This window comes from Rhizobium leguminosarum bv. viciae USDA 2370 (genome assembly GCF_002008365.1).
Taxonomy (GTDB): Bacteria; Pseudomonadota; Alphaproteobacteria; order Rhizobiales; family Rhizobiaceae; genus Rhizobium; species Rhizobium leguminosarum.
Window position 1 is genome coordinate 612,127 of record NZ_MRDL01000051.1, and the last position, 11,544, is coordinate 623,670.

The 11,544-nt window shown below is 62.1% G+C and carries 12 protein-coding genes and 1 riboswitch; of the genes, 8 read left to right on the top strand and 4 right to left on the bottom strand.

The features are described from left to right. The first annotated feature begins 25 nt into the window (after positions 1-25). Positions 26-994 carry an SDR family NAD(P)-dependent oxidoreductase gene (locus BS629_RS29725; protein ID WP_018242159.1) on the top strand — a complete coding sequence of 323 codons (969 nt, stop codon included), beginning with the start codon at positions 26-28 and terminating at the stop codon, positions 992-994. A 290-nt stretch (positions 995-1,284) separates the two neighbouring features. Here the strand turns inward: BS629_RS29725 and gcvP are convergent, their stop codons facing one another. Genes gcvP through gcvT form a run of 3 tightly spaced genes read right to left on the bottom strand, consistent with a single transcriptional unit; the run spans position 1,285 to position 5,671 of the window. Beyond that, entirely contained in the window at positions 1,285-4,149 is a 2,865-nt protein-coding gene (gene gcvP, locus BS629_RS29730) for an aminomethyl-transferring glycine dehydrogenase (RefSeq protein WP_018242158.1), read from the bottom strand. Then, positions 4,149-4,511, bottom strand: coding sequence for a glycine cleavage system protein GcvH (gcvH, locus tag BS629_RS29735; RefSeq protein WP_017994172.1), 363 nt, complete (start codon positions 4,509-4,511; stop codon positions 4,149-4,151). The genes gcvP and gcvH overlap by 1 nt, the downstream gene beginning before the upstream one ends. A gap of 23 nt (positions 4,512-4,534) precedes the next feature. After that, positions 4,535-5,671: a glycine cleavage system aminomethyltransferase GcvT gene (gene gcvT / locus BS629_RS29740; protein ID WP_018242157.1), complete on the bottom strand. Its 1,137-nt coding sequence runs from the start codon at positions 5,669-5,671 to the stop codon at positions 4,535-4,537. A gap of 156 nt (positions 5,672-5,827) precedes the next feature. Next, positions 5,828-5,920: riboswitch (glycine riboswitch) on the bottom strand. Positions 5,921-6,077: 157 nt separating this feature from the next. On the opposite strand from gcvT, the gene BS629_RS29745 reads away from it, so the two are divergent. Both BS629_RS29745 and BS629_RS29750 read left to right on the top strand, forming a co-directional pair. Next, positions 6,078-6,458: a hypothetical protein gene (locus tag BS629_RS29745; RefSeq protein WP_018242155.1), complete on the top strand. Its 381-nt coding sequence runs from the start codon at positions 6,078-6,080 to the stop codon at positions 6,456-6,458. Positions 6,459-6,531: 73 nt separating this feature from the next. Next, a complete protein-coding gene (locus BS629_RS29750; protein ID WP_018242154.1) occupies positions 6,532-7,533 on the top strand; it encodes a DUF1775 domain-containing protein in 1,002 nt (333 codons plus the stop codon). 120 nt (positions 7,534-7,653) lie between these two features. On the opposite strand, the gene BS629_RS29755 is transcribed toward BS629_RS29750, so the two are convergent. Further along, positions 7,654-7,920: a hypothetical protein gene (locus BS629_RS29755; protein ID WP_018242153.1), complete on the bottom strand. Its 267-nt coding sequence runs from the start codon at positions 7,918-7,920 to the stop codon at positions 7,654-7,656. Positions 7,921-8,042: 122 nt separating this feature from the next. On the opposite strand from BS629_RS29755, the gene crcB reads away from it, so the two are divergent. From crcB to BS629_RS29780, 5 genes are all read left to right on the top strand, one after another. Next, entirely contained in the window at positions 8,043-8,420 is a 378-nt protein-coding gene (gene crcB, locus BS629_RS29760) for a fluoride efflux transporter CrcB (RefSeq protein WP_018242152.1), read from the top strand. A 94-nt stretch (positions 8,421-8,514) separates the two neighbouring features. Further along, positions 8,515-9,507, top strand: a complete 993-nt coding sequence (locus BS629_RS29765) for an RluA family pseudouridine synthase (protein ID WP_018242151.1) — start codon at positions 8,515-8,517, stop codon at positions 9,505-9,507. Then, the gene (locus tag BS629_RS29770; protein WP_018242150.1) at positions 9,504-10,157 is read left to right on the top strand and encodes an HAD-IA family hydrolase; all 654 of its coding nucleotides are present in this window, start codon (positions 9,504-9,506) and stop codon (positions 10,155-10,157) included. Before BS629_RS29765 ends, BS629_RS29770 begins: the two co-directional genes overlap by 4 nt. A gap of 9 nt (positions 10,158-10,166) precedes the next feature. Beyond that, entirely contained in the window at positions 10,167-10,952 is a 786-nt protein-coding gene (locus BS629_RS29775; RefSeq protein ID WP_018242149.1) for an ATP12 family chaperone protein, read from the top strand. Between the two features lie 67 nt (positions 10,953-11,019). Continuing rightward, positions 11,020-11,478, top strand: a complete 459-nt coding sequence (locus BS629_RS29780; RefSeq protein WP_026188404.1) for a calponin homology domain-containing protein — start codon at positions 11,020-11,022, stop codon at positions 11,476-11,478. Positions 11,479-11,544: the final 66 nt, after the last annotated feature.

Sequence of the window (11,544 nt, forward strand, 5' to 3'; positions counted from 1 at the left end):
TGCGTCCATAATCAAGGAGATAATCATGAGTGGACTTTTTGGCGCGACATCAACCACCGATGAGGTGCTCGCCGGCGTCGATCTCAAGGGCAAGCGAGTTCTGGTGACGGGTGTTTCGGCCGGCCTCGGCGTGGAAACCGCGCGCGTGTTGGCAGCCCATGGAGCGCAGGTGGTGGGTACGGCACGTGACCTTGCAAAGGCGAGGGCGGCAACGGAAGTCGTGCGCGCCGGTGCGGCCAATGGCGGCAGCCTGGATATCGTCGAGCTTGATCTTGCCTCTCTGGCAAGCGTGCGCGCCTGCGCCGATGCGCTCATTGGGGATGGCCGGCCCTTCGATGTCGTCATTGCCAATGCCGGCGTGATGGCGGCTCCTTTCGGCCGCACCGCCGATGGCTTCGAAACGCAGTTCGGCACCAACCATCTCGGTCATTTCGTGCTGGTCAACCGCATCGCGCCGCTGATCAAATCGGGCGGCCGAGTGGTGATCGTCGCATCCTCGGCCCATCGCATGGCGCCCTTTAGCCTCGACGACCTCAATTTCGAGAGCAAGACCTATGAGCCCTGGGCGGCCTATGCCCAGTCGAAAACCGCAAATATCCTGTTCGCAGTGGAACTCGACCGGCGCCTCAAGGAGCGCGGCATCCGTGCAACGGCACTGCATCCCGGCGGCATCCAGACCGAACTCGACCGTCATCTCGACCCTAATATGATTGAAGGCATGATAACGCAGATCAACGCAGCACTCGCCGCCGAGGGCAAGCCGTCCTTCCAGTGGAAGACGATTCCTCAGGGTGCGGCTACCTCCGTCTGGGCAGGTTTCGTCGCCCCGGCAGACGCGGTCGGCGGCAAATATTGCGAGAATTGCCACATCTCCGAAGTGACGGATGCGGAGATCAGCCCGATTTCCGAAGGCGTGCGCACCTACGCGCTCGATCCCGAGACGGCCAGGGCATTGTGGGCCAAAAGCGAGGATATGGTCGGCGAGCGCTTCTAGGCCGTAAACCGGCACGCTTCGAGCTGATAGAGAGCAGGGGAACTGGGAAACTGGTGCCCCTGCCGAGGAGTTGAACCTGGATCAGCGGCTAACCAGACAGCTGCTCTGACGTTGAGCTACGCAGGGCGTAGCATGTTATGCCAGAGATGACGTTCGCAGGCGAACGGAGCTTCGAGAGACGGTTAGAGGCTAAGGTTAACCGCGCATCTCTATCAGAATTAGAAAAGCCCCTCCCATGATGGAAGGGGCTCGGATTGTTCGGCCCTTCGCTACAGCATCGGCCTCGACCGCTATTCCGCTGCCTCTGCGTAACTTTCCACCGGCGGGCAGGTGCAGATCAAGTTGCGGTCGCCATAGACGTTGTCGACGCGGTTGACCGGTGACCAGTATTTGTCGACGCGGAAGGCGCCGGGCGGGAAGCAGGCCTGTTCTCGGCTGTAAGGACGATCCCATTCGCCGACGAGGTCTTCCACCGTGTGCGGGGCGTTCTTCAGCGGGTTGTTCACCTTGTCCATGCGGCCATCCTCGATGGCGCGGGCTTCCTCGCGGATCGCCAGCATCGCCTCGCAGAAGCGGTCGAGTTCGGCCTTGGTCTCGCTTTCCGTCGGCTCGATCATCAGCGTGCCGGCGACCGGCCAGCTCATGGTCGGCGCGTGGAAGCCGCAGTCGATCAGGCGCTTGGCGACGTCGTCGACCGTAACGCCCGAGCTGTCGACCAGCGGACGGGTGTCGATGATGCATTCATGCGCGACGCGGCCGGCAGCCGACTTGTAGAGCACGTCATAGGCGCCCTTCAGCCGGGTGGCGATATAGTTGGCGTTGAGGATCGCCACCTTGGTCGCCTGCGTCAGGCCTTCGCCGCCCATCATCAGGCAATAGCTCCAGGAGATCGGCAGGATCGAGGCGGAGCCGAAGGCGGCGGCCGAGACCGCACCCGAACGGCCGTCGGTTTCCGGATGGCCAGGCAGGTAGGGAGCCAGATGCGCCTTGACACCGATCGGGCCCATGCCGGGTCCGCCGCCACCATGCGGGATGCAGAAGGTCTTGTGCAGGTTGAGATGCGAAACGTCGGAGCCGATGTCACCGGGGCGGGACAGGCCGACCATGGCATTCATGTTGGCGCCGTCGAGATAGACCTGGCCGCCGTGCTCGTGCACCAGATCGCAGATCTCCTTGACGGTCTCCTCGAAGACGCCATGCGTCGAAGGGTAGGTGATCATGCAGCAGGAGAGGTTTGCCGCATGCTGCTCCGCCTTGGCGCGGAAATCGTCAAGATCGATATCGCCATTTTCGCGCACCTTGACGACGACGACCTTCATGCCGACCATCTGGGCCGAGGCCGGGTTGGTGCCATGCGCAGAGGTCGGGATCAGGCAGACGTCACGATGGCCGTCGCCATTGGCGATATGATAGTTGCGGATCGTCAGCAGGCCGGCATATTCGCCCTGCGCGCCGGAATTCGGCTGCATGGAGAAGGCGTCGTAGCCGGTGACGGCGCAGAGCTTTTCGATCAGGTCGTCGATCATCTCGCGGTAGCCGAGCGCCTGGTCGGCCGGCACGAAGGGATGGATGTCGGAAAACTCCGGCCAGGTGATCGGCAGCATTTCCGCCGTCGCATTGAGCTTCATCGTGCAGGAGCCGAGCGGGATCATCGAGCGGTCGAGCGCCAGATCCCGATCGGACAGCCGGCGGATGTAACGCGTCATCTCGCTTTCGGCACGGTTCATGTGGAAGATCGGATGGGTGAGGTAATCGCTGGTTCTGAGCAGGCCCTTCGGCAGGCGGTAGGAGGGCTCGAAATCGGCGATAGTGAAATTGCCACCAAAGGCGCGCCAAACGGCTTCGAGCGTCGCCGGCCGGGTGCGTTCGTCGAGGCTCATGCCGATCCCGGTTTCGCCGACCTTGCGCAGATTGACGCCTTCGGCGACGGCGGCACGCAGGATGAGGCCTTGCATGTGGCCGACATCGACGGTGATCGTGTCGAAAAAGGTGTCGGGTTCGACCTTATAACCGAGCTTTTCCAGGCCCTTGGCCATCAGCACGGCTTTCTGGTGCACTTGCTGGGCGATCGCCTTGATGCCCTTCGGGCCGTGGAAGACAGCGTACATCGAGGCCATGACGGCAAGCAACACCTGGGCGGTGCAGATGTTCGACGTCGCCTTCTCACGGCGGATATGCTGTTCGCGGGTCTGCAGCGACAGGCGATAGGCGCGGTTGCCGCGGGCATCGACGGAGACGCCGACGAGGCGGCCGGGCATGGAGCGCTTGATGGCATCCTTGACCGACATGTAGGCTGCATGCGGGCCGCCGTAGCCGACCGGGACACCGAAGCGCTGCGAGGAGCCGACGGCGATATCGGCACCCATTTCGCCGGGCGATTTCAACAGCGTCAGCGCCAGGATATCGGCGGCGACGATTGATATGGCGCCCGCCTGGTGCAGGCGCGCGATCAGGCCGGTAAAATCATGCACGTGACCGTGCGTGCCGGGATACTGGAAGATCGCGCCGAAGACATCGACAGGATCGAGATCGGTGAAGGGATTGCCGACGATGACGCTCCAGCCGAGCGGCTCGGCGCGGGTGCGGATGAGGGCGATGGTCTGCGGATGGCAGTCGGCATCGACGAAGAAGGCCTTTGCCTTCGACTTGGCGACACGTTCGGCGATCGCCATGCCTTCGGCGGCGGCGGTTGCCTCGTCGAGCAGCGAGGCGTTGGCGACGTCGAGGCCGGTGAGGTCGCAGATCATCGTCTGGTAGTTCAGGAGCGCTTCCAGGCGGCCCTGGCTGATCTCCGGCTGGTAAGGCGTATAGGCGGTGTACCAGGCCGGGTTTTCCAGGATGTTGCGCTGGATGACCGGCGGTGTGATCGTGCCGTAATAACCCTGGCCGATCAGCGAGACCAGCACCTTGTTCTTGTTGGCGGTCTCGCGCAGCTTGTCGAGCGCCTCGCGCTCGGTCATCGGCGCGCCCCAGACGAGCGGCGCCTTCTGGCGGATCGAGGGCGGCAGCGTCGCGTCGATCAGGCCGTCGAGGCTGTTGTAGCCGATCACCTTCAGCATGTCGGTCATCTCGGCCGGCGAGGGGCCGATATGACGGCGATTGGCGAAATCGTAGGGCTGATAGTCGGTGAACTGGAATTCTGTCGGCGTCGTCATTACGCAGTGAGCTCCTTGTAGGCCGCTTCGTCGAGCAGACCATCGGCGTCGGCAGCATTTGCAAGCTTCAGCTTGAAGAACCAGCCGGCGCCCTGAGGATCGGAATTGACCAGCGACGGATCTGCAACGATGGCCGGATTGACCTCGGTGATCTCGCCATCAAGTGGACAATAGACGTCGGAAGCAGCCTTGACCGATTCAACGGTCGCGGCATTGCCGTTCTTGGAGAAGGTTGCGCCGACTTCCGGGAGTTCGACGAAAACCAGGTCGCCGAGCTGATCGACGGCATAAGTGGTGATGCCGACCGTCGCAACGCCGCCTTCGATCTTCAGCCATTCGTGTTCTTCGGTAAATTTCAGCATTGTTCGTCCTCTCTGGAAAAGGTTTAGCGTTTGTAGGTCGGTGTGACGAAGGGCAGGGCGCTGACGGTGGTCGGCAGATATTTGCCGCGCACCTCGGCATAGACCAATGTGCCTACGGCAGCATGGGAGACCGGCACGTAGCCCATGGCGACGGGGCCTTCGACGCTGGGGCCGAAGCCGCCCGAGGTGACCTCGCCGATTTCGATCTTGCCTTCGGCATCGGCATAGAGCTTGGCATGGCCGCGCACCGGCGCCTTGCCTTCCGGCTTCAGGCCGACGCGGCGGCGCGCAGCACCGTTTTCGAGTTCGGACAGGATGCGGCCAGAGCCCGGGAAGCCGCCGGCGCGCGCGCCGTTGCCGCGCCTTGCCTTCTGCATGGCCCATTCCAGCGCCGCCTCGACCGGCGAGGTGGTCGTGTCGATATCGTTGCCGTAGAGGCAGAGGCCGGCTTCGAGGCGCAGCGAATCGCGGGCGCCGAGGCCGATCGCCTGAACGTCCGGATGTTCGAGCAACCGCATGGTGACATCCTCGGCCTTGTCGACGGGGATCGAAATCTCGAAGCCGTCCTCGCCGCTATAGCCGGAGCGCGAGACCAGACAGGAAACATCGTGCAGGCGGCAATGGCGCACGTCCATGAATTTCATCGCCGCGACGTCGGCCCAGAGCTCGGCGAGAACTTCGACCGCGCGCGGTCCCTGTAACGCGATCAAAGCGCGATTGAGGAGCGTGATGTCGCACCGGTCGCCGATATGGGCCTGCAGATGAGCGAGATCGGCCTCCTTGCAGGAAGCGTTGACGACGATGAAAAGGTGATCGTCGAGATGGGTGATCATCAGATCGTCGAGAATGCAGCCGGTATCATCGGTGAAGAACCCATAACGCTGGCGGCCTTCGGCAAGGCCGAGGATATCGACCGGCACCAGGCTTTCGAGCGCCAGCGCCGCATCCTCGTAGCTGCCAGATTTCGCCTTCACGATGACCTGGCCCATGTGGGAGACATCGAAGAGGCCGGCTTCGGCGCGGGTATGAAGATGCTCCTTCATCACGCCTGCGGGGTATTGCACCGGCATGTCGTAACCCGCGAACGGCACCATGCGGGCGCCGAGCGAAAGATGCAGGGCATGCAGCGGGGTTTTCTTCAGGGCAGCAGTATCGTCCAAAAGACGCCTCCGGGGTTTGCGCCTTCTCACGAAGGCGCGGGCTCAAATCTGAAGGCGCGGCTGCGCACTTCTCTCCTGAGCCCCCTCTGTCCCTTTGCCTGAGATTGTTATCCCTTCGGCGAGCGTTTCGAGAACGCTTCTCTCCAGAGTTCCGTCTGCCCCTTGCTGGTCCTTTTGCCTGAGAGTTTCCGGGGCGGTTGCTCCTTCGGCACCGGTGGCGAAAGCACCGGCTTCTCCCAACAAGGTTGGCGCAATTATCCGGCGGGTGTAGCGCTTGGCAAGGCCAAATGTCGTGACCGGACAATTTTTTGTCGCCATATCCATGCCAAGCCCTGATCTGCGGCAAATCTGCTTTTGCATTCCGTGGGGAAACCGGCTATCGCGACATGCTGTTGAAGGGGATCTCATGCGGCAGACCGGACTGAAAGCGACGCTCTTCCTGCGCATGCTTTGCGCATTGAGCCTGCTTTTGCTTGGCCTCGCCCATCAGGCACATCAGGCTGTCGCCTCCGAAGGCTACGATGCAGCGACCTATGTGCTGCCTGACGGTACCTTCGCCTCGCTCTGCGTCACCGTGAAGGACACCGACGGCAAGACCGTCGCCTTCAAGCCGAATTGCGAAGCCTGCCGGCTGTCGTCCTCCGTCATCCTGCCGGCGCCGGATGCGGGCTCCTGGCTCGAGCGCAAGCTCGCCGCGCTGATCAACGCGCCGATCGAAACTTCAGCCGTTGCCAGCGTAAGCGCCGTCAGCCGGCCGAATTCCCGCGCACCTCCCGTCCTCGCCTGATCTGCTTCCGCAACCCATGATGCAGCATGCCGGTCCGCCCGAGAGAGGTCCGTGGCCGGCGAGGAGATATCCGATGAAAACTATCAAGACATTTGGCAAGACATTCGGGCTTGCCGCCGTTCTTTCCGCGACCGCCTTTGCCGGCGCCGAGGCGCATGTGACCTTCCTCGACAGAGAGGCGAAGCAGGACAGCACCATTCTTGCCACGCTGCAGGTGCCGCACGGCTGCGACGGCAAGGCGACCACGGAAGTGCGGGTCAAGCTGCCGGAAGGCTTCGTCTTCGCCAAGCCGCAGCCGAAGGCAGGCTGGGAGCTCGAGGTGATTAAAGGCGACTACCAGAAGACCTACGACAATCACGGCGACAAGGTGAAGACGGGCGCGATCGAAGTGCGCTGGAAGAACGGCAATCTCTCCGACGATTTCTACGATACTTTCGTCATCCAGGGTAAAGTGTCAGGAGTCGAGGCCGGCACCTCGCTCGCCTTTCCGGTGACGCAGATGTGCGGCGATACGGTCACGGCCTGGGATCAGGTGGCAAAGGAAGGTGGCGACGCGCATGGACTGAAAAGCCCGGCGCCGCTGTTGAAGGTCGTCGCCGGCGAAGACCATGGTCACGACCATGACGATATGACCGGCATGGACATGTCCGGCATGGCTGGCATGGCCGCTGCCGCACCGGCTGGCGAAACGGTCAAGGCCGGCGATCTCGAGATTTCCGGCGGCTTCGCCAAGGCAATGCTGCCCGGCCAGCCGGTCGGCGGCGGCTTTTTCACGGTGAAAAACAACGGCAAGACGGACGATCGCTTGCTGTCCGTGACCTCGCCTGTATCAGGCGAAGTTCAGATCCACGAGATGGAGACCAAGGACAACGTCATGCGGATGCGCCAGCTGAAGGACGGCATCGCCATCGCCGCTGGCGAGACGGTCAAGCTTGAGCCCGGCAACCTGCACCTGATGTTCCAGAAGGTGAAGACGCCGTTCAAGCAGGGAGACACGGTGCCGGTGACGCTGACCTTCGAAAGGGCCGGCAAGGTCGATCTGGTCCTGCAGGTGCTCTCCGCTCAAGGCAAGTGAGAGCAGCGATTCAAAGTGCTACAGCGTCCTTTGCGCGTCTGGAAAGACGCGCGGCGCTGTAGTTAAAAAAGCCCGCGACAGCAATCGCAGTCGCGGGCTTTCGTTTGGAAGGCGATCGCCTCAGAAGTCTTCGTAGGATCGCAGCGCCTGTTTCAGGCCGGACTGCGGCTGGCGGTTGCCTTTCGCCATCAAGTCGAGTGCAACTTCGGTCGACTGGATGATGCTGGAGGGCTCGTCTATTTCCTCAGTGCCTTCGGCCTTCAACTGCCGGTCGGCAACCCGCCGTGCGTCGCGCGCCGCAGTGCTCGTCGCGACACGCTGCGGGATTCGGAGCGACTCGAAAGCAACAGCGGCGGTGTTGGCCGATATGGACAGGAGCTGGGTCATGCCAGTCACCGTATCGGCATGATCTTGGCGCCATCATAAGAAAATCATTGGCATTTTACAAAATGGTAAGAATTCATATGAGCTCGATTGGAATCACTTTCGCAACGCGGTAAATCCGGCTCATGATCCAGGCTCTCCTTGTCGCCTTCGGCGGCGCTATCGGTTCCGTTCTCAGATATTACGTCGGTCAGTGGACGCTACGTCTCATGGGGCCGGCCTTTCCCTGGGGAACGCTTGCCGTCAATGTTGTCGGCTGCTTCGTCATTGGCGTCTTCGCCGAGCTGATCGCGCGGAAGTTTAACGCCTCGACGGAACTGCGCCTTTTGCTGATCACCGGCTTCCTCGGTGGCTTCACCACTTTTTCGGCCTTCTCGCTGGATGCCATCTCGCTATTCGAACGCGGCGAGGCTGTTGCCGGCGGCATTTATATCGCTGCGAGCGTCGGACTATCGATGGCGGCCGTCATCGCAGGCCTTGCTGTCATGCGCGCTTTGGCCTGATCTCTTTTCCGGTTTCCGTTTTGCGTGAAAATGCTCTAAAGGCTGCGGCAAGAACGCCGGCTTGGCCCGCGCAGCAATTTCCGAAAGATTTTTTATGGCTGGCATTGAACATATCAAGGTTGAACCCGACGAAGCCGGCATGCGGCTCGATCGCTGGTTCAAGGTACACTTTCCGGGGCTCGGTTTCGGCCCGCTGCAGAAGCTGCTGCGCTCCGGCCAGGTGCGCGTCGACGGCGGACGTGTCAAATCGGATGCGCGCGTGCAGCCCGGCCAGACGGTGCGCGTGCCGCCGCTGGATGTCGATGCCAAGCTGAAGTCAGGACCGATCGCCGGCAAGGATCTCAAGCATTCGACGGATTTCGAACTGCTGTCGCGCATGGTGCTGCATGAGGACGAAAAGGTGATCGTGCTCAACAAGCCACCCGGTCTTGCCGTGCAGGGCGGCTCCGGCGTCGCCAGGCATATCGACCAGATGCTCGAAGCCTGGACCAGCCCGAAGGGCGAGAAGCCGCGGCTCGTCCACCGTCTCGACCGCGATACTTCTGGTGTTCTCGTCATCGCCCGCACCCGCGGTGCCGCGCAGAAGCTGACGGCGGCCTTCCGCGAGCGCGATACCAAGAAGACCTACTGGGCGCTGGTCAAGGGCGTGCCACGCAAACACGAGGACAAGATCTCGACCTGGCTCGTCAAGGAGCCGACGGCTGACGGCGACCGCATGCGTATCGCCAAGCACGGCGAGGATGGAGCAGATCACGCCGTTTCCTTCTATCGTGTGCTCGAAACCGCCGCCCAGAACCTCGCCTGGCTGGAGATGGAACCCTATACCGGCCGTACCCATCAGCTGCGTGTGCACGCGCTGCATATCGGCCATCCGATCATCGGCGATCCGAAATATTTCGACGACGATCCGAATTGGGATTTTCCAGGCGGCGTCCAGAAGAAGCTGCATCTGCACGCACGTCACATCGACATCCCGCACCCCTCCGGCGGGCGCCTGCGCATCAGTGCGCCGCTGCCGTCGCATATGGTGCAGACCTGGAATCTTCTCGGCCTCGATCTCGCCAGTGCCGAAAGGGACGCCGAATGAAACTGGCGCTTTTCGATTGCGATGGCACACTGGTCGATAGCGCCGGTCTGATCCACGAAACTATGCGCAGGACCTTCGATAAGTTCGGCAGGCCGGAACCGCGCTTTGAAGACACCAAGGCCATTATCGGCCTGTCCCTCGATATTGCGATTGCCCGCATGCAGGGCAGGCAGCATGTGGAGCAGGAAGACATCGACATGACGGCGCATTACAAATCGCTGTTCTCGATCGTGCGGCAGGACCTCGATTACAGGGAGCCGCTGTTTCCCGGCATCCGCGAGATGATCGACGCGATCAGCGGGCGCGATGACCTGCTGATCGGCGCGGTGACGGGCAAATCCCGCCGCGGGCTCAAGCTCGTGATGGAGACACATGGTTTCGACGCGCATTTCATCGTCGCACGCACCGCCGACGATTGCCCCTCCAAGCCGCATCCAGCCATGGTGACGGAATGCTGCGATGAAACCGGCATGAATGCTGCCGACACCATTGTCATCGGCGATGCGGTTTACGATATGCAGATGGCAAAGGCTGCCGGCGCCAAGGCGATCGGTGTTGCCTGGGGCTATGCCAGCGTGGATGAGCTGATCGCCAACGGCGCTGATGCGATCGCCTACCATCCGAACGAGATATTGCGTCATTTTTCTTGAGGTGAGCCCATGCGCGATCTGCTGAACGACCTTTCCGAAGGCCTGAGCCATCCCGATCCCATCCGCCGCGCGCAGATTCAGATGAAGAAGCCGCTGCCCAAGCGCTTCTATACCGACGTCTCCATTGCCGAACACGAGGGCGGTTTTGCGATCACGCTCGACGGCAAGATGGTGCGCACGCCGGCACGGCAGGTTCTGGCCGTTCCGACCGAGGCGCTCGCGCAGCTTGTCGCTGCCGAATGGCAGGCGCAGGGCGAGGAGATCAATCCCGTGAGCATGCCGGTAACGCGGCTCGTCAACACCGCACTCGACGGCGTTGCCGCCAACGCGCAGGCGATCTTCGAGGATATCCTGCGCTTTTCCTCCAGCGACCTCATCTGCTACCGAGCGGGGGAGCCGGAACTTCTGGTCGAACGCCAGGCCGAGCACTGGGATCCCGTGATCGACTGGGCGGCGAATGATCTCGGCGCCCGGTTCATCCTCGTCGAAGGGGTGATGCCTCAGGAGCAGCCGCGCGAGGCGACTGCCGCCTTCGCTGTCACGCTCGCGAGATATGATAGCCCGATGGCGCTTGCCGCGCTCCACACGGTCACCACGCTGACCGGCTCGGCGATCCTGGCGCTCGCCTTCGCCGAGGGCCGGGTAACGACTGAGGAGGCCTGGTCGCTTGCCCATCTCGACGAGGATTGGACGATCGAGCATTGGGGCAGCGACGAGGAAGCCGAGGAGCGGCGGGCCAAGCGCTTTGCCGAGTTCAAAGCCGCAGCGGATGTTTTTTTCGCCCTAAGCGCCTGAAACATATTGCCTTCCAATGCATTATGACGAAGTCTGCGACTCCAACGGGGTGGTGCGGGATTTTGCAATGAATTGGCTGAGGTCGTGTTTTTGCCGGGCCGCACTTGTCTGTATCGCGCTTACGGCCTGCGTCGGCCTCTCGGCCACCAAGCCGGAGGCACCGGTCTATGATGTGCGCAGCGCCGTCGTTCTCTCCGGTCCGAACATGCCGGCCGAGCTGCTTTCCGGCGTCAACGACCGCGTCAACGCAGCGATCAACGCCACCGTGCGCGACACTGTGCTGCCGCGGGTGGTGCTGACAATCCGCGTGGTTTCCATCCAAAAAGGCCTCGGCTTCCAGAAGGACCGCAACGTCGCCAAGATCAGCATCGACGCGGCCTCGGTCGAGGACGGCTCGGTCATCGCCATCAGCGCCTTCGACGTGACCAGCATTGCTGCCGATCCCAAGCTTGCCGACGAGATCCTGGCCGAGGACGTCGCGGCAAGGATACGCTCGGTTTTCTCACTCAGCGGGCGCGGGCGCTAAATAGTTAGAACATGATGTTGTCCGAAAACCGCGCTCACTTTTCGGCATCATGCTCTAGCGCATAAT

Excerpts from the sequence above, each read along its gene's own strand:
- BS629_RS29725 (WP_018242159.1), top strand. The coding sequence starts at position 26 with ATGAGTGGACTTTTTGGCGCGACATCAACCACCGATGAGGTGCTCGCC.
- BS629_RS29770 (WP_018242150.1), top strand. The coding sequence starts at position 9,504 with ATGAAACTGGCGCTTTTCGATTGCGATGGCACACTGGTCGATAGCGCC.
- crcB (WP_018242152.1), top strand. The coding sequence starts at position 8,043 with ATGATCCAGGCTCTCCTTGTCGCCTTCGGCGGCGCTATCGGTTCCGTT.
- BS629_RS29780 (WP_026188404.1), top strand. The coding sequence starts at position 11,020 with ATGAATTGGCTGAGGTCGTGTTTTTGCCGGGCCGCACTTGTCTGTATC.
- BS629_RS29750 (WP_018242154.1), top strand. The coding sequence starts at position 6,532 with ATGAAAACTATCAAGACATTTGGCAAGACATTCGGGCTTGCCGCCGTT.
- BS629_RS29765 (WP_018242151.1), top strand. The coding sequence starts at position 8,515 with ATGGCTGGCATTGAACATATCAAGGTTGAACCCGACGAAGCCGGCATG.
- gcvH (WP_017994172.1), bottom strand. The coding sequence starts at position 4,511 with ATGCTGAAATTTACCGAAGAACACGAATGGCTGAAGATCGAAGGCGGC.
- BS629_RS29775 (WP_018242149.1), top strand. The coding sequence starts at position 10,167 with ATGCGCGATCTGCTGAACGACCTTTCCGAAGGCCTGAGCCATCCCGAT.
- gcvP (WP_018242158.1), bottom strand. The coding sequence starts at position 4,149 with ATGACGACGCCGACAGAATTCCAGTTCACCGACTATCAGCCCTACGAT.
- BS629_RS29745 (WP_018242155.1), top strand. The coding sequence starts at position 6,078 with ATGCGGCAGACCGGACTGAAAGCGACGCTCTTCCTGCGCATGCTTTGC.
- BS629_RS29755 (WP_018242153.1), bottom strand. The coding sequence starts at position 7,920 with ATGACCCAGCTCCTGTCCATATCGGCCAACACCGCCGCTGTTGCTTTC.